This is a genomic window from Paenibacillus etheri (genome assembly GCF_001012825.1).
Lineage (GTDB): Bacteria > Bacillota > Bacilli > Paenibacillales > Paenibacillaceae > Paenibacillus_AQ > Paenibacillus_AQ etheri.
The window spans coordinates 665,999-686,974 of sequence record NZ_LCZJ02000019.1; the positions used below are offsets into that span (position 1 = coordinate 665,999).

Below are 20,976 nucleotides of genomic sequence, written 5' to 3' on the forward strand. Positions count from 1 at the left end.
TTTTAAAAATAGTTGGTATTTGCGAAGAAACAATTTATAGTAAAACTCAGGAGGAATCAGGAATTTTATGGAATGCAAGATTACTTCGAGTGACTACAAAATCAAACGATAAGGAGGATTGCAAATGAAAAGGTTAAGTCAATGTTTTATACTTTGTACTATTATTTTTGCTTTAATAATGCCATCCAATGTTTTTGCTGCAGATAAGAAATTGTTTAACGATGCGAGTATTACTTTGTCTAGTGATGTTATTCCCGTGGGTGGAACTACAAAAATAAAAATTCGTTTACTAGCTGAAATGACCAGTCTTACATATGCAAAATTGACACCTGAAGTTTCTGATGAATCCATACTTACCATTGAATTGGATGGATATTCAGATTATATTATTACAGGCGTTCAAGAAGGTTCTGCAGAAGTAGTCTTCAACATTCCTGGCTGGAATGAAGAAAGATATCCAATTACTGTCCTATCCAGGGCTGCTTACGAAGAAAAGATGAAAACGCCACAAGAAGTAATAGATTTCACAACCTATTCTAATCAGATAGCAGCTATTGTTAAATATGACGAAATTGCTAGTGAGGCATATGATAAGAACAGAATAGACACAGGTACCAATAGAAAGCAACGCTACACAGCCTTTAATAATGTGATCCTTCCTAATTATACCAAATTAGTAGTAGAAGCAAAAAAAATTAAAGCACCAAATCCAGAATTACAGGCTTTACATGAAATCTATTTAAAAGCGCTTAAGACGCAACTAGAAGCAATAACAATGATGAAAGAGGGCCTGTACAAAACAAAAATTTCTAGCACAGCTTTTAATGCCGCAAATAAAAAGATGGGTGAAGGCGTGAAGTATGAAGGACAGTTTGTAGATGGGATCAATAAATATCAGAAAAAGTATGGTATTCAAGATTGATTTATAATTAAATCCCAAAAGCCACGTCAGAACTTCCTCTAACGTGGCTTTTGACTTGTAGCTATTTTTTTGTGTAAACAATCTTCTTAATACTATCCCTCGAAAGGTAATATTCATCTGAAAGCTGATCAACGGTTGCACCAACAGCAAACCTTAGACAGATCTCAATGTTTCTAGATCTCAAGTACTTTCTGCTCCCTGACTTTTCGCCCCATTTTACATGTGATTCTTCAGGCTTTGGGATATAAACCAAACCACCATTAATATATTTCTGAATTTCCTCTAATAATTCTTTTGGAAAAATTGTATCTGCATTTACATATTTCATAATCGCTCTGCTCCTTAAACTTTTTATGAGTTTGAAGGTAGCAAAGTCTATTCTAAAAACAACAATGCACAGTGCACTGGCGGTAAATCAAATTTTATTCGCTCTATACAAACAACCGCCGTTGTTTATAGTCTAGACTTTGCATAGAGCTTATCGCTAATTTTCTCACTATTGTACGCCCTCCTTTGTTTAATGTGTAATTACTTGTTCCACAATGCGCTCAGCTGTCTTCTCTCCATTTGCAATACAATCGGGAATACCCACACCATAATAAGAACATCCAGCAAGGATTACATTCGGATAATGAACTGCAATCTTCTTCTCTAAGGATACTACAATCTCGTGATGACGTATGTGGTAATTTGGCATAACATCATGCCATTTGGTCACATCGTGGGTAACTGGCTGCCCAGTAATTCCAAGACTGGTCTGTATATCATTCAACGCCACCTTTAATAATTCCTCTTCTGAAAACTTAATCAAGGACTCATAATGCGGCCCTGAGCTTTTATAAAAGAGTCTGACAAGCAGACGTTGTTGTCCAGACGTGTGCTCCCACTTGCGGCTTGTCCATGTACAAGCATTACATATAACATCATCACTGTTGGCTGTTATGAACCCTGTACCATTCGCTGGCAGCTGACTGTCAGGGATATCAAACCCTAGATATACACTAATCATAGAGCTGTTAAACAACTGATTGAAATCTTCATTCAGCGCTTCGTCTTGGAGTAATGCTTGTGCAGTAGAATGCATTGTTCCTAGTACGATAAAATCACTGTCCAAGATTCGTCCATCTGCCAGTGTTACTCGGTACCGTTCTCCATCCTTTGCAATACGCTCGGCACGAATCCCTTTGATGATCTCTGTATCGGACAGCTGTTCTTCCATGGCATCAATCAGAGCAGATACGCCACCCTTAAAAGACATAAACTTCTTATCTCCGTTCCCCTGGAATTTAGCCTTATTCGCGGACAATCCCTGAATAATACTGCCATATTCATTCTTATAATCAATCAAGTAAGGAAGGGTCGAGGCAATGGTAAGTTCACTCAATTTCCCGGAATAAACGCCTGAAAGGACAGGTGATATTTGCTTCTCGACAAGTTCTTTTCCTAAGAAAGCCTCTAGAAAATCACCTACAGAATCATTTTTCGTAAAACGACTATTCGGAGTATAGAAATCTTTAAGTGCTTCAACTTTACCTTCAGCAGAGATCAAATCTGTAGTAGCAAGCGATTCAATACTGAGAGGGATGCCAAAGACTGCATCTTTAGGAATTTGCTTCAGCTTACCTTCTGTGTAGATGTATGAGATTCCTGTCGCGTTATATACAACCTCATCCTGAATGCCTAATTCTTCAATCAATGGGGCAACATTCGTTTTGCGAGTAACAATAGAATCAGCACCTGATTCCATGATGAAGTCTTCCTGCTGAAGTGTTCTGATTTTGCCGCCCAGTCTATCGCTGGCTTCAACCAAAATGATTTTTAGATCCAATTTATTATGCTGTATAGATTTCTGTAAATAGTAAGCGGTAGACAATCCAGTAATTCCCCCGCCAATCACGACGACCGTTCTCAAGTGTTGACACCTGCCTCTAAAGTTATAATCTGTTAAATTCAATTGAATACATTATATCATAGGGATTTATAAGTAATAACATACCGTTCGTGTCATATATGACACAAAATATCCCCACAAAGTGGGGATTTGCTTCGATGCGATATTCGCGGCTAATCTTTATATATTCTCTTGTTTTAAAGCATCAATAATATTCTCCTTCTTCACTTTTGAACTGGAGTACAGCATAGCAGAGCTAACGATGATAAAGACTGCGACTATGACATACAAGATACTCATCCATGGAAGTGCGAATCCATAGGAGAAACTACTCATCATGGATCTATAGATCAAGTACATCAGGACTATGCTTATCGGAAGCCCGTAAAGTAATGATTTTATCCCATAGAAGATACTTTCATAATTAATCATTTTATTAAAACCATTTGGAGTCATCCCTACGGACTTCAGCATCGCAAACTCTCTTTTACGAAGTGATATGCTAGTTGAAATCGTATTGAAAATATTCGCAATCGATATTAATGTAATCAAAGCAATAAAACCATAGGTGAAAATAGACATTAACATGATCATCTGCTCACTATTTTGTCTATTCTGATACACATTTTGAACATAAACATTCCGCTCTTTCATTTCCTCGATGGCCTGTTGTGTCGCTAATGGATCTGAGCTGTTCAGGTTAAGTCGGCTTTGAATATCTTTACGCATCGTATCATTTGTTAATTGATCGAAGACTTGTTCCGAGACGATGATGTTTAATCCACCCACCAATGCTGAATGAACACCCATAGGACGCTTATCAGTTAATGCGACGATTTCTACTGGTGGTAATTTCGTCTCTTTTTCTGTATCCCAATCCGTATAAATTAAATCAAGCTTCTGGCCGATTTCTGAATGAAGAGCTTTGGTCTCAATAATCTTTTTGGCGTTCTCATCCTCAAAGGTGACCGTATCATTCACAATAGCAGACATCTGATTGAGATCTGTTAATTGTTCATAACTTACACCGACCGATTCTGCATAGGTTCTCAAGCTCTGTTCATTTAGTGCATGGATCTGAATGTAGTAAGGATATTTCCCGTTCTTTAAAATACTGCTATCCTTCTCCACGGTCTCTTGCAATTCTTTTGTTATATCTTTTTCATCAATCCATGAACTCAAACTTAGTTCCCTGACCACATTATATTCCGTTATATTAGGTAAGGCAGATATCGATTTCGTCAGCCGAGCTACTTTTTGAGCGTCCTCAGTCCCCATATAGACTTGGATATCATAGTTCAAACCATCCTGTGAGAGTTCTACCGACTTTCTCATATTCGTAGTGAACGAAGATACGGATAAAAACAAAACGATACTAATGACAAGTGAGAATACAGTCGCTTGGTACCTGCGTTTATTTCTCTTTAAATTCTTCAAACCAATCTCTGCTTCAATTCCAAACAACTTGCGAACGAACTTGGATGTTTTCACCGCTTTACCAGAGAGCTTAACATCGGTTGTTTGTCTGATCGCATCAATTGCCGATATCTTTGAAGCTTTTCGGGCTGGAAGATAGGTGGATATAAAAATCGTCATAATTGAAACCACACAAGCGGTTAGAAGGGATAGAGGTGTAACAACCAACGTTAATTTCTCTGTTATCCCTAATACATCTTGAATCATCGAATTGATAAACATAAAAGTGATCCCGATTCCTGTAATTCCGCAAATGATCCCAATAGGGATACTAATTAAACCGATGATCATTCCTTCAAAAAACACCGAATTCTGCTTCTGCCTCTTTGTAGCACCTACGCTGGAGAGCATTCCTAAATGACGTGCACGTTCCGAGACAGAAATCGCGAAAGCATTATAGATTAAAGAAACAGAGCCAATGATAATCACAGTCATAACGATGACTGACAATGAAAGAAGTGTGTTACGCAAGCCATCGTTATTCGTCACACCATAATAGCGGAGCAGACTATTATTATAAGAGATCGACTCGATATTGTTTTCTTGTGCCAATTCCTCTGCATGCTTGTATATGGTGCTATCCACCTTATTTAATACAACCGTCGCTGTAGTTTTTTCAGCTGCTCCAATCAAACTTTCATCCACATAACTTAGAGCAGTATAACCCGGGGACCATGTTGGTTCCCAAGTAGGGCGCTTTATCACTCCTACAATCGTGTAGTTCATTGGTTTTTTATGAATGATCTCTTCATTCAGGGCATCATCTTCAGTCCGTAATCGTTCGTTCTGAGATAAGGGTTGACCACTATTTTTATCATCCCTAGTGACTCGCTCTCCGACATCGAGAGTTAACGTTTCACCAATCTTGTAGGTTACTTTAGCATTCTTTGCAATTTCCTCAGAAATGACTACTTCATAGTTAGTCTTCGGGAGTCTTCCTTCCAGAAGTTCAATCGGAAATTGTTTAAAACCAGCTGCATTATATTCCTTGATATACCAATAGGGCTTGTTCTCATTCTGTCCCCCCACTAAAGGAGCATAGCCACGATCATTTGAGATAACAAGTGCTTTCGTTGCATCATCCGCTTCTATCGCTTCAAGCTGAGCTTTAGTAACATTTCTGTATTGGACATGCCATTCTCCATTTGTCGAGATACTCTGCTTCTTCATTAATTCCATAAAAGAATAACCAAGCGTTGCCACAGCCGTCACCATAGCCACAGAAATGATAACTCCAATGATAGTAACCATGGTTCTTCGTTTATTTTGTTTCAAATGTCTAAGCGTTAATTTATTTACGATATTCACGGACGAATCACCTCATCTTTGGCGATCCTTCCATCTTCAATGGTAATGACTCGATCCGCTTGCAGTGCAATCCGTTCATCATGAGTAATGACAATCAGCGTTTGATTATACGTTTTATTAAACATCTTTAATAAATCAATAATTTCACTACTGTTCTTACTATCCAGATTACCGGTTGGCTCATCTGCCAGCATGATTGCAGGATTACTAATTAACGCTCTGCCAATCGAAACCCGCTGTTGTTGCCCGCCTGAGAGCTGATTCGGGAGATGATTTAAGCGATTCTCCAAATTTAAGGCCTTTACGGTATCCGCAAATTGTTTCTTATCTACCTTGTGCTGATCAAGCAGTAAAGGGAGTGTGATGTTCTCTTCGACCGTAAGTACCGGTATAAGATTATAGAATTGATAAATTAGCCCAATTTGTCTGCGTCTAAAGATCGCCAGCTGTGTTTCATTCAATTCATAAATATCCGTGTTATCTACGAACACTTTTCCGCTTGTCGGTCTATCCACCCCACCTAATAAGTGCAGAATGGTCGATTTCCCGGATCCAGATGGCCCGATAATCGCTACGAATTCCCCTTTTTTAATCGAAAAAGATACATCATCCAGTGCCTTTACCGCTGTTTCGCCTTTTCCATATGTTTTAGACAGATGTTCAATCTTTAAAATGTCCATTGTTAGACCTCCATTTGTTGATGAGATCAGTATATCTGTCTACAATGACTATCCAGTGACTCTAAAGTGACATTCTAGTCACTAAGCCATAAGTGCTAAATCACTTGTTTATAAAATTTAATCTGAAATTGTGTACCCTTTCCCACTTCACTCTTCACATCGATTGTTCCATTTTGTCCAGTAATAATACTTTGTGCCAAGGCAAGTCCAATCCCTACACTATCTTCGCTTGCATTCTTACCTTTATAGAATCGTTTGAAAATATAAGCGATCTCTGCCTTTGGGATTCCTTTGCCGTTATCTGTAATGATAATTTCCGTAAACAGTGCATTTTCTGCAAAAGAAATCGAAATTTCTCCCCCAACAGGTGTGTGCTCTACACAGTTTTTTAGAATGTTAATGATCGCCTCAGTTGTCCAATTGAGATCGCCCGCAAATGTGGTGGTATCTTCTCCATCAATCAAGATCCGTTGTTCTTTAATATCCATTGGAATTAACATGGGCTCCAAGGATTTTCGAACTAGCTTGCTCACCTGAACCTGATCTTTTTTAAAAAAAATAGTCCCAGCATCGATCTTTGAGAACTTTAATAATGAAGAAACTAACCATCCAATTCGTTCGAGTTGAACAGTAATCTTTCGTGTGAATTCCATTCTCTTCTCCACATGCAGCTCTGGGTCACTTAATAAATCTGCCATCACGGTCATGGAGGTAAGCGGGGTTTTGAGCTGATGAGAGATATCCGAAATCGCATTGGTAAGCTTCATTTTATCTTCTTGCAATAAAGAACTCTGCTCGGATAACATTAGCGTCACTTTATAGATATCATTCTTCAGGATACTAAGCTCACCTTCCTGATTATCACGAACATCGAGCGAATAATTCCCACTACTGATTTGGCGTAGATACCCTGAGAGCTTTTCAATTTCACCATATCTCCAGCGGGTAAACAATACACTGCAAGCTATAAGCAAAGCTGAAGTCCCAGCTATGAGCCCTACCGCCTCTAACGATATAAATGTCGCCACCGCTGCAGCCACAAGACTGATTAAGCACATCGTAAACAATAACCATCTAAATTCTCTATTACGAAGCATCCTAATCACCAACCTTGTAACCCAACCCACGCACTGTTTTAATCAGCGTAGGTTCTTGGGGGTTATCTTCTAACTTTTCCCTTAGTCTTTTTATATAAACTGACAATGTATTATCGTTCACGAATTCTCCAGCCACATCCCAAATCCGCTCTAGCAATTGATTTCGCGAGAGAACTTGCCCAACATGATTAGCAAAGATCAGTAATAATCGATATTCTAATGCGGTCAGTAGCACTTCATCGCCGTTCTTATAAACCTTTCCTTCCAGTGTGTTAATACGTATATTGTCTAGTTCAATAATGGATTGGGTTTGTGCCGGCTTGTTATATCTCCTTAAGACGGATTTAATACGGGATAGTAGCTCACGAATCCGAAAAGGCTTGGTTATGTAATCATCTGCCCCCATATCGAGTCCCATCACCACATTGACCTCATCATCAATCGCCGTTAAAAAGATTACCGGTATATCACTTTGCGCTTTTACGATCTTACACAATTCATAACCGCTGCCATCCGGAAGTGAGAGGTCAAAGATGCATAAGGTGAGCTCTGATAACTGCTCAGATAACGCCGCTTTGGCTGAAGTGGCGTCATAACAAAGAAGAGTTTCAAAATGATCCTGCTGTAATGAATATTCCAGTCCTGATGCTATCGTTCTATCGTCCTCGACAAGTAAAATTTTCATGGATGATCATCCTAACCTTATAATGTATTCAATCGTTCCATTCGTTCCGTTGATCATTCTCTCATAATTATAGAGTTATACCAAATTACAATTCATATTAAAGTATTTACAACTCCACGGTAAATAATAAAAACGTCTACTCCATGGAATAGACGTCTCTAAAAGGGTCATATTGCAAAAGCACCACACTTATATTGATGTATCTGCTGAAACCCTAGTCGAAGTGCCGATTTTTTCGAAGCTTCATTATCTAGTGAACAATCCCAGTAAGGAATAAAGCCATTGGCAAGCACATCTTCAACTACTAGCGTTGCTAAATGTGTCCCCACTCCTTGTTTCTGATATTTAGGAAGGGTTTCAATCCCGATTGCGTGTGTATCCTGTGTCACAAAACTAGAATAACACACTCCCATAATTTCAGATCCTTCAACAGCAGCATATCCAAAGCCTTTTTCGGCAAAGTCTTCTTTCGATGACCAGAATAAATCAATATTTTCATGTACAAATTCTATATTCTTTAGATCTAAGTTCTCCCAATCCAGCGTTTTAAGATTTATAGTTCTAATCCCATTAGTCAACGCTATAGGTGGCTTGTGAAGTAGCTTAAACACCATCTGTTCAAAAGGGTATAGCTTCCTAGAAGGAAACATCACCTCCAGATTCCATTCATCATGCTGACCAGAAACTTCGAAATGTTCCATCCCAAGCTCCTTCATTCTCGGGACAATCTGACTAGTTACATAACTGTCCAATGCATGGATAAAGGCTTGATTGGTATGATCGCCGATAAGGTAAAACCCTTCAATTCCCTGACTCCACACTAACGCACTCTTTGGTGCTGTAAGTTGATCGACAAAGATCCAACCTGGATTATTGCCTTCAATCAAAGAGAGAATTTCGGGATGAATATGCTCTCCTTGAAGTAGTGGTTTCACTTTATAGTAATCCTCATGAGGTATTTCATGCATACAAACACTCCCCTTATTTTCCTTGTAGATGCTGTATTCATAAGTATAATGTAATCGTCCTTAATCGGTTGGTAAAGTTCATTCATAACTGAAGATTACTGTCCATGAATAGACGTTTTCCTAGCCTTAATTAATATGAATGAAGGTCTCCTTCTTTCATTTATTAATTTCGGCATCTTCTCAAGACCCTCAAGGTTGGATTCAGGTTCAACAATTTCTTCAATAGCGAGTCCATTTTGGATCAAAGTATTAAGTAATGTTGATAGTTTTCTATGGTATTTTATGACGCCATCAATTCCCCAAAACTGATTTCTGAGACCTTCTTCACCATAATTATCAATGGGCCAATGGAGAATATTTTGATCGGAATCTTTAACCCATCCACTTTGGCTCTTATTCGATAAAACGACCGGATGCTCTGTTGAAAATACTAAGTAACCATTCGGTTTAATCCATTTTGAAATCCTACTAATGAGTGTTTTATAATCCTCAACATAATGAAAAGCTAACGAACTTACTACCAAATCAAATTCTTTACTATTAAAATCGATTTCCTCCATGGAGCCCTGGACATAACGGATTTCAGGTCGTTTTCTTGCCATAGCTAACATCTTCTCTGATATATCTACGCCTGTTACCTGTGATGCATTGTTATCAATCATATAGTTCGCCATGTCTCCAAAACCACAACCAAGGTCGAGAACATTTAAATCCTGTAGAGCTGGAAGTAAACCTCTTATTACAGGTTGTTCAATAAAGTCATTATATGTAATTCTTGATTCCCTTAAGTTCTTATACATTTGAAAAAACTCAGGGTTGTCATAAATGTTCTGTTGCATCATACACCTCCACGATATTATTGATGATCTTTACGAAGTCGGTTGTAATATAGCCAGGTTCGACTAACATATGAGCCAAACATTAGAATTAAGATGGCGAACAAGATCAAATTTATGGTCTGCAATCGATCCAAATTCGAGTAAACCGATAATTTAATATTTATTGCTAAGTTATACGTATATAAGATTATAAGAGGCAAGAACATGGCGGAATACGTTAAGGCTATACGTCTAGCTAGTTTCAATTGATTTAACTTATCGCTGTATATTTGCGGTTTGGCTTCACCTGGTACATATTCTTGACCCCATAAGACCCATTTCTGACTCCATGAACTCGAATGATACAGACATACCCACCCAGAATCCGTGTGAATGTTGAAGTAATTGCTATCTGCAGTATTCTGTAAGTCCGCACAATAACACACCTTACGAGGCTTCCCTTTTTTGAAATAAAAGGCAGTTCCTGTTTTGCCAACTCTGTACAGATTGTATCCTTTTTCTTCCATTCCCTCTAGCCACTCTTCAAGCCGATCCGGCGCATACATCCATCCAAGCTTCCACTTCATATCAAGTTGACCTGAACTTTTGAGACTTTTCTCTTCATTCTTACTTAGCCTGTCTTTCAGAAAGGATGTCCCTTGACCATTTTGCTTGTTTGGTTGTATGAATTCTCCTGTTAATCTTTGGTTCGTCTTGCTTAATGTGATCAGCGAATATACGGTAAAAATACATAAGATCATGCTAAGCCCTAATATAGTAGCGGGAATAAAACCATACGGTCCGTTGAAGACATTAAAATGACCAAACTTGGAAACACTCATTGCTATCGTACTTATTAAAATTACATTGAGTAATGCAACCATTAAATAAATCAATATCCCCATAAAAATATACATGATCTTCTTGTTATGCTTTACGATCCCTTCTCGATCAGGAAAAGTTCTAATCTGTTCTAAAGACAGCCTATTCATTGTCACAACCCATTTGCCGCTCTGTAATACCTTCGTCCATCCAAAATTCAATAACCCTTTAGAAAGGGATTGCTTTGGAACTTTATCGAATACGATCCGATAGGTTACTGCTTTCGGTTCACCCTGCTGAAAATAAAAATATCTAGTTAAACGGTTGATTCGGATAAGTTCATAGCCTTTTTGCGCCATAGAAGTTAACCATTCTTCAGTTTTCTGAACATCATAACTCCAAAAGGGTCTAAATCTTTTGATGATCATTTACATCACCCCCATATTTTGTAGCATTCTCATGTAGCTCTTTAAGCCTATTAATCTCTGTAGCAAGAATTAGCATCCCTATGTCTGTTCTTTCGTAAACCGTTTTTCTCTCTTCATCAGCAAAAACAGTAATCATCCCATCTTTTTGCATCTTCGTTAACGTGCCATAAACTGTACCTGAACCTAACAAAAGGCGCGCTTTCGTAATTTTCTCCACATGCTTCACTATTCCATAACCATGACGTGGTTCATCTAAAGATAAAAGAATATAGAACGCGGTCTCAGTCATGGGTACATATTTCTTCAACACTTTCTCGGGGTTCAACATGCCCAGCTCCCTTTATTTATACGTCGAATTTAGATATGTCTTAACGTGACTATATCACGTCGTGACATAGTCTTCAATATTAATACTCGAAAAAATAAAAAAAGTGTGTAGAGTCGCTTCATCAGCCATTCTACACACTCTACATTCAACTGCTCCGACCTGCTTAACGAATATCTTTTACTCGAATATTATTTCCTAACAGACTTGAATCACTACTTAATCTGAATGACGGGTAATTCTCATCTGCTTCAAGTCTCATCTGTTCATCAAATAAAGACTCCTGTTGACGGTCTACAAAAAAAGTAAAGGGCTCTTTCTGCACTTCAATATCTGTAGCATGGGGTTCACTAATGATCTGAATTACGATCACGCCATTACAACCGCAACCTTCCGTATCGAAGAACAATTTAAAATCTCCCGGACGTTCCCCGAGACTTTCTTTTAACTTTTCAGTAGTTAGCGAGTTTAATTGTATATGCATTGATGTTCTACTCCTTTAATTTATAATTGGGCTACCCTCAATCGATTCATCATTACTAGCCCCGGGTGGAACTATTGGATAAACATTAGTTTCTTCAACGATATCAAATTCCATTATAGCAGGGCCTTCGGTATTTAGAGCACGTTTGATAACTGCTGTTGCTTCATCTTTTGTATTAGCTCGATAACCTTGTGCGCCAAAAGATTTAGCTAGCGCGGCAAAGTCCGGTGAACTAATCTGAACGGCTGAGTATCTTTTATTCAAGAATAATTCCTGCCATTGACGCACCATTCCTAAATAACCATTCTTTAGAATGAACACTTTTACATTGAGCTGCAAATCAACGGCTGTCATGATCTCCTGCATATTCATCTGAAAACTTCCATCCCCACTAATACATACAATCTGCCGTTCAGGAAAAGCTACCGCTGCTCCGATGGCAGCTGGGAAACCGTAACCCATAGTACCCAATCCTCCAGAGGTAAGAAAAGTACGTGGTTCGTTAAAATTATATTGATGCGCTGTCCAAATCTGATGTTGTCCTACATCCGTTGAAATGATAGCATTGGATGCTGTAGCCTGATCGATGAACCGAATAACCACGAATGGGAGTTCTTATTTGTTGCTCGGATATTTCGCATTTTATCGGAGTTGTGTCCATCATGACGTTTTTAGGCAGATCAATTAGTACAGGACCGGGGCGACCTGTAGTTGCCAGGTAGAAAGCCTCATCAATGATTCGCGGGAGATCACTCTTCTTCATTACTATGTAATTATGCTTCGTAATGGACATGGTCATGCCATAAATATCAACTTCCTGAAAGCTGTCTAGACCGATCATGTCCGTTGAAACTTGACCGGTTAATACAATCAATGGAACGGAGTCCATAAATGCTGTAGCTATACCAGTTATAGCATTAGTAGCGCCAGAACCACTGGTTACGAGCGAAACACCAACACCTCCCGTGGCTCTTGCGTAACCATCCGCAGCATGTACAGCAGCTTGTTCATGTCGAACTAGGACATGCTCTAGACCCCCGCAATCGTACAACGCATCATATACAGGCAGTACTGCACCCCCAGGGTAACCGAAAACCGTAGTAACACCTTTCTTCAATAACAACTCTACTAACAATTCAGCTCCTGTCATACGGTAATCTCTCCTTTTCTTTTACGATCCAGATTTATTACTTTGGCAAATTATAAATTGATTTGCTTCACTTCTCGTGTGACTGCCATCACTTCTAATATGACAGTCATGAGACAGAGTGAATGTTATACAATACAAAAAAAGCATGAACCTTAAAGGCTCACGCTTAAATATTTCATTAAGTAACTAGTCTAAGCAGCCTTCTGCGTCTCCCGTTCACCACCTAGCTTAAACACGAGAATCCCCCCCACAATAACCAGCACACCGACCAACTGCTTCCAAGTAAAAGGAACCTTCTCCAACCCTAACCAGCCTAGTGAATCCCAGAGTAGTGCGAACCCAAGCTGAGAGATTAATACGATCGAGATCGCATACGTTGGGCCCAGCCGTTTAGTACCTTGCACGAGGCAAATTACTACTCCAACCCCGATCAAACCACTGATCCAATACCAAGGCTCCATACTTCTCAAAGTAAAGATTCGGTTTCCTTCAACGATAAGACTCATGATAAATGAAGCTAGGAATCCCATCCCTAACACTAAAGTTGTCGTTGCCCAAGATCCGACCTTTTCGTTAACTTTTGTATTAAATATATTTTGCAGACTCACGAGTGATCCTGCGATAAGCGCTAATATCAAACCAATAACCATAATTTAATTCCTCCAATTATCAACTATACATTAGGTTGTTAGAATTTCAGTATCACTACGCCAACAATCATCAACCCGATACCAATGAACTGCGGAAGTCTCATCTTTCGCTTTTCCATTCCAAACCAGCCATTAATATCAATTAAGAACGTCAGACATAGTTGAGCAATCAATAACGAGGATATTGTAAACGTAACACCGATTTGCTGAATGGCCGTTACTTCACTGAAAATAATTACAGCTGCAAAAGCGCCGCCGATCAAATATAAGGGTTTTACTTGCTTTAATCCGCCCCATTTCCCATCTCTAACGAACAAAAGAATTAGGAAGGACATGATGAACCCTGTTAACTGAGTAATTGTCGCGGCTTGCCAAGTCCCGATATCCTGACTAATTCGAGCATTTGACACGCCCTGTAGTGTAATACAAGCCCCCGCTAAAAACGCAAATATAATTCCTCTCATTTCTCTCTCTCCTCAACTTCGATCTCTTACATATTAAATAGTAATTTAAGGGTTTAAAAAAGGACATCTGTCCTTAATGAGAAGAAACGTTGCTATTGTCCAACGAACGAGCGTTACTCGTAGAAATAAAAAGACCGTCTCAAGCCAACTTGCTGGCTTAAAACGGACTTCAAATACTGTATATGATTTATGAGAGCAAATTCTTCTCACGCAATTGATCAAAAATAATTTGGGTAACAACAGACACGCGATCCCGATCCTTATAGCTTAACCAAGATAATTCCTCGATTTCGGATGCTGGCGTTAATGTCCCTTTATAATCCGCAATATAACAGGTCATTTTGACTGTAACCCCTTCTGCTTTCCCATGAGCTTCTGCCTCAAACGTCCCAAAATAAGAGATGGAATCTGTCTTGATTTGAACAGAAATCTCTTCCTCTATTTCGCGCACGAGCGTCTCTTCGTCTGTTTCTCCGGCTTCTCTTTTTCCTCCAGGTAAATAATACATGTCTTTCCCTTTTGAACGCGCACATAAAACTTGTTCATTCGCGATATGAATCCAGGCGATTTTATCAATGATTGTAGTCATATTGTTCTCCCCATGCCTTTTTTTCAACAATTATATCATACAGCTGAACGCATACATTTATGCACGTCAGCTTTAGCTTTTTGAATGCGAAGCTTAGATTGAGGTAGGTGATGAAGCAAATAGTCCTTAAAGGATATCGCTGCGAATAACCTACTTATACCAAGATGATTGTAAAGCGTACATGTTCGAATAAATCCCTTTATGATGTACTAAGTCTTGATGGTTTCCTACTTCAGCTATACCTCCATTATTCATAACGTAGATCGTATCAACATTCTTCGCCCAACCCAATCGATGTGAAATAAAAATAGCTGCTTTATCTTGGCAGATTTCTAATAATTTCGTATAGATTTCCATCTCAGCATTCGGATCAATCGCAGAAGTAGGTTCATCGAATACTATAAGCTCCGCATCATTGTATAACGCGCGCGCAATCGCCAGCTTTTGCCACTGTCCGCCTGATAGCTGCCTGCTTCCTACTACTAATTGACCCAAATTCACATCTAATCCGCCTAATTCATGAAGCAAATCTATCAGCTCACATTGTTCTAGAACCCTGAGTATTTTAGCATCGTCTGAAGGTGTATTCGCATCGCCCAATAGGATATTTTCTCTAAGTGTCAGTTCAAACTTTACAGCATTCTGAAATACGACGGACACCTTACCGTGAGGTTCTAAATGATCCTTCCAGCAAATCGTTCCGGAGCTTGGTCTATATTGACCTAATAATATTTTAATCAACGTTGATTTTCCTGCTCCATTCTCTCCGACGATGGCTATTTTCTCACCCGGCTTTATGGTCATATTGATGTTAGATAAGACATTCTTGTTCGATTTGGCGTATTTAAAATAGACATTTGAAACGGTAATAGGAAGCATAGAATCAGTCGAATTATTGATGTCATTTTTGCGAAAATCCCTGTTCTTATATGTAAGTACTTCATTTAAGTCATATAATTTGCTACTGCTGATGTAAAGCTTGCTTAATGGCCAGGTCAAACTCATAATTTTACCGCCACTCGATAACAAAGCTAGAAATAACACCGAGATTGTACCAACAGTAACTGTATTGGACTCCCCCATCCGACTTAACAGATAAACAAGAACAATGAAGATTGCACTTGTCTGAACCATAGCCACAACCATCCCTGTTTTGATCTCGAATTTTCTGGCGCTAAATCTTTTATTATGCTGCTTCTTCATAATCATTGCCCAGAGATTTGTAAAATAAGAGATGGAGTTATAAATTCGCATTTCTCGAATCGCATTAGGGTCTTCCAAAGTGTTAGCAAGATAGTCCCCCATTCTTCCATCAAAGGTGAGCTCTCTTCCTGTTCTTCTCACTTTAATTTCCGTAAATAATCGAATGGATAAGGTAGTCACGATCATTATTGTTACCACGAATGTGACCAAGAGATACCCACTTGTAGCCGACAACCAGATGATGCTTAGTAGTCCTGAGATAATCCCTACACTCGATACCAAAAAACCTGTAATCCCCTCTAAATCTTCTCCAACTACCTTTTTAGCTCTTTGCAGCTTATTTCCAAACTCTTCATCATCAAAATCCTCAAAATCAACCCGGTTTGCAATATCTATCAGTTCGGATTGAAAAGCGAGGGTTAGTTCCGCATTCATTCGATTCTTCATCAGGTTGGTTATGCTTAATGAACAAGCTTGTACGCCATGAATCACAACAAACCATAGAATAGGGAGCAGGGTTATAACACCGCGAGCCACACCGTTAATGATATTCACTTGGACAGCGTAAGAATAAAAAGTTAATAGTCCACTGATTATAGGAACTATGATAGTGATTGTCGAGATCACCGGACTTTTTCTAACCATTCTCACTAGTATCATTACAATATTAGAGATGTCAGACTTCAGTACGAATCCCTCCTTCCTCATACATATAAAGAGGACTGGCGATTAAACATCTTTTTGTATTTACCATCCACCCTCATTAATTCTTCATGCGTTCCACTTTCAACGATTTCTCCATCCTCAAATAGAAAAATTCTATCGACGAATTTGGACATATACAGCCGATGCGTCACAATAATGGAGGTCTGCTGCTCTCCTAATTTCATAAAAGTATCAAACGCCTGTTGTTCCGCATAAGGATCTAGGGCAGCAGTAGGCTCATCAAAAATCATAAGAGCGCCGTCATTGAGATAGGCTCGAGCAATCGCAAGTCTTTGCCACTGTCCCCCAGATAAGTCTATCCCTCCGAACTGAGGACCTACTAAGGTATCCAACGCAACACCATAATGATCAGCTTCTGCTGTTCTCATCGCGGATAATAATCTTGAATCGTCATGAATAGTAGCCATATTTCCTAAAGCAATGTTTTCACGAATTGGTCTTTGTAACTTAATGAAATCCTGAAAAACAACTCTGGTATCCTGCGTCACATTATGCGCTAAGACTTCATTCTCACCTTTAAACCACTGGATGTTTCCAGCTGTTGCAGGATACAACCCTAAGATCAACTTAACAAGCGTAGATTTCCCCGAACCATTCTCACCTACAAAAGCAATTCGTTCACCTGGATGAATAGTCATGTTTATATTACTAAGGGTGTTATTAGCGTTGGTCGGATATCTAAAATACATCTGATCAACATGGACCTTCATCGGATCTGTGTTCCTATTGGAGTTCACCTCCTGATCTCTAAGCACCTGCTCTTCCAAATCTAAATAAGACGTATAGTCCTCGTAACGCAAACGACTCTTCGCCAAGTCAGAGTAAACTCTTGTTAATGCAGGAATAACGATGAATAATTGACTGGATATCTGAAGTAATAGCACAAAGAGCCCAGCGCTCTGGCCGCTATTTCCAATCGTGATCGCCAAAATGGCAATCGTTATCCCATTTAATAAGATCATGATTAAGCTGTGGGAGAAGTTGAGGCTTTCAGAATAAATAACCTTACGGTGCCTTTGTTTGAAGTTACTAGTAAAGCTCTCTTTCATTGAGGAAACTAAATAAGAGGACATTCTGTACATTCTTACTTCTGGAATGGTATTTCTGTTAACTAACAAATCGACTAAATAGTTGATCATTCTTACAGAGGATGTTTGATCCGCTGAAATGGCCTCTATTCTCTGAGACATTCGTTTCATAGTATAAAGCTGTAGAATCTGCACCCCTAAAATGATCAACACCAAAATATAGAATCCATAAACGGATAAGACAACCATTAACGCAACTAATGTTATTAGCTGAACTGTTACGCCCGTCCATTGGTCTAACAGATCAATCAAATAAAGTCGTTTTGCTTTTTCTCTTTTAGTTTTTGTAGCGGGGTCTTCCAAAAGTGCCGTAGATAATTTAGAAGTCTTATCTAAAATACTATGTTCCAGTTCATATATACTGGTGGATGTTAAATTGGTGATAGAAATGGCCCGAAGAGAACTATTAAGACCCGCTAGATATAATACTAGCATAAGCAAACTTACTATTAACAAGATATGTTGGTAGGCGTTAGGATTGAAGTTCTGAATTAGGTCAACCACATATTTCGTCGTGAACAGTTCTGCAAAGAGGATTGGGGCACCCAGTAGGTTAGTGATAAAATATAAAAGTGAGTTTCTTCTGTCTTTCACATATAATAGTTTTACAACATAGAGAAAGTCAGGCAGGCAGCATCTCTCCTTATAAGTGTATTTTTTTGTAGACACTTTCATTGTTTAGACGTGGAATCCGATTATAACGTTTAATATTTATAATTGGAAGAGTTAATTTTCGAAATGACCAAACGAACAGGAGTGTACATTCATGAAACTTCAATTTAATTTATTCCCGGGCGGATTGCCCAAGGCGCTCACCATGAGCTATGATGACGGACAGAAATACGATATTCGCTTGGCGGAGATTTTTGATCAATATGGGATTAAAGGTACTTTCCATTTAAATAGCGCAATGATAAACGCACCCGGATTCTTATCATCTGCTGATGTTAAACATTCGCTTAGGAACCATGAGGTATCTGCCCATTCCGTAACCCATCCACATCTAGAGCGTCTACCTTTACCTATGGTAATCGATGAGCTGTTTGAAGACCGTAAGCGACTGGAGAAACTAGTGGATTATCCGGTACGAGGCATGTCCTATCCTTACGGTACATACTCTCAAGAAATCATTGCGCCACTACAGTCTGTTGGGATTGAATACAGCCGCACTGTCCATTCTACCAAACAGTTTGATATGCCTTTGAATTTCATGGAGTGGCATCCAACATGCCATCATATAGAAGATCTGCATCACGTATGGGAGCGATTTACAACGGAGGGGCCATCCCAGAAACTGAGACTCTGTTATGTTTGGGGTCATAGTTATGAATTTGCACAGCAGAACAATTGGGAGCTTATCGAATCCTTTTGCCAGCAAGCTGGTGGACATTCGGATATTTGGTACGCAACCAATATCGAGATCTATGATTATGTAAGTGCACTATATGCACTGAAAATTACTGCTGACAGAACGATCATCCGTAACAACTCGGCTATTGATGTTTGGGTATCCGTAAATGATCAACCTGTTGAGATTAAGGGTGGAAGTACGATGATGATGAAATAATCCAAAATGCAAAAAAAAGAGCGATTATAACCATCGCTCTTTCTTCTAGTTACATAAAGTGACTACAATTATTTTGATTGAAATGTAAATGTCACTGTCTTTGCTTTTTCCTCAAGGATTGGAGTATAGGTGAATGTCAGTACATTCCCTTTGCGACTCTTTAACACTAACATTCTGGTCAATACATATGGATCTCTGCCATCATTTACTCTATCCCATTCCTTACGATCCTCACTAGTAATTAGTTTTTCATAAAGATTAATGATTTCACCAGTGCTTCTATACACCATATATAATTGAGTCGTATCTAATAAACGTACGAGCGCCACATCCTCCGAAACATACTCCACGATGAAATCTCCTGATGTCCCGGTTAGTTTCTCCATCTCAAACAACTTCCCTAGGTCGCCATTCTTAGTAATATACTGAACGTTCTTCCCGTCTGTCATATACAACTGAGTGGACGGCACTTGCGGCGCATGGATATAAGCCGAGTTATTGTAATGAAAGTCCATTTGCTTGAGAATAGTACCCGCTTTGATCAATATTTGATAACTGCTATTGAAATCGGTGAACATGGCATAATGATTGTCCGTTAACTGTAGCAAGTCCGTACCATTGCCAATTTTTTTAATCTCAAAAGCGTAGTTGTAAGCTGATTCCTTGAACGGTAGTTGTCCAATAATTACTGGTTTCCCAGCTGACGTAGCACGGTAATACAAATCTCCGTTTTTCTGAGATATCCAATAGGATCTTCCATCTACAGAAGCAGAAACCAATTTTGCTTCATCTACAATTTGGATAACTCCATCCGTTTTATTAAGCCCCGCTTTACCTCCAAGTACACTGACCGCTGAGATCAATGGCACGTACACCGAGCCTTTTATAATACGTGGGGATTTTGTTAAAGTCATTACCGCCCCGTTCACTTTTGACTTTACAGTACCGGCTGTGAAGATAACCTCACGCTCAGGACGAACAAGCTTGGCCGTTTTGGATGGTTGATCCCAAGATAATGTATACCCCATAGCATCTGCGAGTGATTTCAGAGGCACAAAAGTTGTATTCTCTGTGATGACCTGTTTACTGCTGATCCCGATTTCTTTATAGTTGAATTGAATTTGGCTTTCTGCTTGGGCTGATACCGATCCATACCCCGTACTTAAAATCAAAATAGCTAAGATTCCTAGCGTTACCTTCCATTTATTCATTTCTTTTCGTCTCCCTCGGCTCTATAGTCATATGTAATTAGACGGTAGGTTTTGGAAAAAGTTTCTTATATCCGTTTTACGTATGACGGATTGTAATATGAAGTGCGACAGCTAAACAGAGAAAGCCCATGGGGATTCGTGTAGAATGAAGTTACCACACACCATTCACACAAGGAGAATCACACCATGGGTTACACTCATCTTAGCATAACGGAGCGAAGCAAACTAGAAGTACTATACGGATTGGGATGGTCTAGTCGAGCGATTGGGGCAGAACTTGGACGTCATCACTCCGTCATTGCCAGAGAACGGAAGCGAGGAAGCAGGGGAAATACCTATCGTGCTGAGACCGCTCAGATCGCGTATAGCGAACGTCGAGAAGGGAGTAAGTCGCCAGGTCGTTTCACCGCGGAACTGGCCGGAG

At 39.3% G+C, this 20,976-nt stretch carries 20 protein-coding genes and 2 pseudogenes; 3 read left to right on the forward strand and 19 right to left on the reverse strand.

The window, feature by feature from the left end:
* The first annotated feature begins 124 nt into the window (after positions 1-124).
* A complete protein-coding gene (locus UQ64_RS12400) occupies positions 125-922 on the forward strand; it encodes a hypothetical protein (protein WP_060623752.1) in 798 nt (265 codons plus the stop codon).
* 61 nt (positions 923-983) lie between these two features.
* On the opposite strand, the gene UQ64_RS12405 is transcribed toward UQ64_RS12400, so the two are convergent.
* The 18 genes and pseudogenes from UQ64_RS12405 to UQ64_RS12490 all read right to left on the reverse strand — a co-directional run bounded on the left by UQ64_RS12405 (position 984) and on the right by UQ64_RS12490 (position 18,368).
* A complete protein-coding gene (locus UQ64_RS12405) occupies positions 984-1,250 on the reverse strand; it encodes a CD3324 family protein (protein ID WP_060623753.1) in 267 nt (88 codons plus the stop codon).
* Between the two features lie 189 nt (positions 1,251-1,439).
* A complete protein-coding gene (locus tag UQ64_RS12410) occupies positions 1,440-2,834 on the reverse strand; it encodes a protoporphyrinogen oxidase (RefSeq protein ID WP_060623754.1) in 1,395 nt (464 codons plus the stop codon).
* 159 nt (positions 2,835-2,993) lie between these two features.
* Positions 2,994-5,597 carry an ABC transporter permease gene (locus UQ64_RS12415; RefSeq protein WP_060623755.1) on the reverse strand — a complete coding sequence of 868 codons (2,604 nt, stop codon included), beginning with the start codon at positions 5,595-5,597 and terminating at the stop codon, positions 2,994-2,996.
* Entirely contained in the window at positions 5,594-6,277 is a 684-nt protein-coding gene (locus UQ64_RS12420) for an ABC transporter ATP-binding protein (RefSeq protein WP_060623756.1), read from the reverse strand. The genes UQ64_RS12415 and UQ64_RS12420 overlap by 4 nt, the downstream gene beginning before the upstream one ends.
* 95 nt (positions 6,278-6,372) lie before the next feature.
* Positions 6,373-7,374 (reverse strand): sensor histidine kinase, encoded by a 1,002-nt coding sequence (locus UQ64_RS12425; protein ID WP_060623757.1) that lies wholly within the window; start codon positions 7,372-7,374, stop codon positions 6,373-6,375.
* A gap of 1 nt (position 7,375) precedes the next feature.
* Positions 7,376-8,059 (reverse strand): response regulator transcription factor, encoded by a 684-nt coding sequence (locus UQ64_RS12430; protein WP_060623758.1) that lies wholly within the window; start codon positions 8,057-8,059, stop codon positions 7,376-7,378.
* 167 nt (positions 8,060-8,226) lie between these two features.
* Positions 8,227-9,027: a GNAT family N-acetyltransferase gene (locus tag UQ64_RS12435; protein ID WP_060623759.1), complete on the reverse strand. Its 801-nt coding sequence runs from the start codon at positions 9,025-9,027 to the stop codon at positions 8,227-8,229.
* Positions 9,028-9,122: 95 nt separating this feature from the next.
* Positions 9,123-9,869 (reverse strand): class I SAM-dependent methyltransferase, encoded by a 747-nt coding sequence (locus UQ64_RS12440; RefSeq protein ID WP_245237937.1) that lies wholly within the window; start codon positions 9,867-9,869, stop codon positions 9,123-9,125.
* Between the two features lie 14 nt (positions 9,870-9,883).
* Entirely contained in the window at positions 9,884-11,095 is a 1,212-nt protein-coding gene (locus UQ64_RS12445) for a DUF2812 domain-containing protein (RefSeq protein WP_060623761.1), read from the reverse strand.
* On the reverse strand, positions 11,076-11,423 hold the full coding sequence (locus UQ64_RS12450; RefSeq protein ID WP_425339591.1) for a PadR family transcriptional regulator: 348 nt from the start codon (positions 11,421-11,423) through the stop codon (positions 11,076-11,078). The genes UQ64_RS12445 and UQ64_RS12450 overlap by 20 nt, the downstream gene beginning before the upstream one ends.
* Before the next feature lie 163 nt (positions 11,424-11,586).
* Positions 11,587-11,904 (reverse strand): iron-sulfur cluster biosynthesis family protein, encoded by a 318-nt coding sequence (locus tag UQ64_RS12455; protein ID WP_060623763.1) that lies wholly within the window; start codon positions 11,902-11,904, stop codon positions 11,587-11,589.
* A gap of 15 nt (positions 11,905-11,919) precedes the next feature.
* Positions 11,920-12,519: pseudogene (locus UQ64_RS32095) on the reverse strand (thiamine pyrophosphate-dependent enzyme); the annotation flags it as partial.
* 40 nt (positions 12,520-12,559) lie between these two features.
* Positions 12,560-13,054, reverse strand: a pseudogene (locus tag UQ64_RS32100) (thiamine pyrophosphate-binding protein); the annotation flags it as partial.
* Positions 13,055-13,245: 191 nt separating this feature from the next.
* Complete coding sequence (locus UQ64_RS12470; protein ID WP_060623766.1) at positions 13,246-13,704, reverse strand: DMT family transporter; 459 nt, start codon at positions 13,702-13,704, stop codon at positions 13,246-13,248.
* Between the two features lie 38 nt (positions 13,705-13,742).
* Positions 13,743-14,168, reverse strand: a complete 426-nt coding sequence (locus UQ64_RS12475; RefSeq protein WP_060623767.1) for a DMT family transporter — start codon at positions 14,166-14,168, stop codon at positions 13,743-13,745.
* 187 nt (positions 14,169-14,355) lie between these two features.
* Entirely contained in the window at positions 14,356-14,757 is a 402-nt protein-coding gene (locus UQ64_RS12480; protein WP_060623768.1) for an NUDIX hydrolase, read from the reverse strand.
* A 150-nt stretch (positions 14,758-14,907) separates the two neighbouring features.
* Positions 14,908-16,620, reverse strand: a complete 1,713-nt coding sequence (locus UQ64_RS12485; RefSeq protein ID WP_209445775.1) for an ABC transporter ATP-binding protein — start codon at positions 16,618-16,620, stop codon at positions 14,908-14,910.
* 44 nt (positions 16,621-16,664) lie between these two features.
* Positions 16,665-18,368, reverse strand: coding sequence for an ABC transporter ATP-binding protein (locus tag UQ64_RS12490; RefSeq protein WP_209445776.1), 1,704 nt, complete (start codon positions 18,366-18,368; stop codon positions 16,665-16,667).
* 172 nt (positions 18,369-18,540) lie between these two features.
* Between UQ64_RS12490 and UQ64_RS12495 the strand changes: the two genes are divergently transcribed.
* Positions 18,541-19,341 carry a polysaccharide deacetylase family protein gene (locus UQ64_RS12495; RefSeq protein WP_060623771.1) on the forward strand — a complete coding sequence of 267 codons (801 nt, stop codon included), beginning with the start codon at positions 18,541-18,543 and terminating at the stop codon, positions 19,339-19,341.
* Between the two features lie 68 nt (positions 19,342-19,409).
* On the opposite strand, the gene UQ64_RS12500 is transcribed toward UQ64_RS12495, so the two are convergent.
* Positions 19,410-20,552, reverse strand: coding sequence for a copper amine oxidase N-terminal domain-containing protein (locus UQ64_RS12500; protein WP_060623772.1), 1,143 nt, complete (start codon positions 20,550-20,552; stop codon positions 19,410-19,412).
* A gap of 186 nt (positions 20,553-20,738) precedes the next feature.
* On the opposite strand from UQ64_RS12500, the gene UQ64_RS12505 reads away from it, so the two are divergent.
* Positions 20,739-20,976: helix-turn-helix domain-containing protein (locus tag UQ64_RS12505; protein ID WP_156417526.1), on the forward strand; the 238-nt coding region annotated here is incomplete at its 3' end.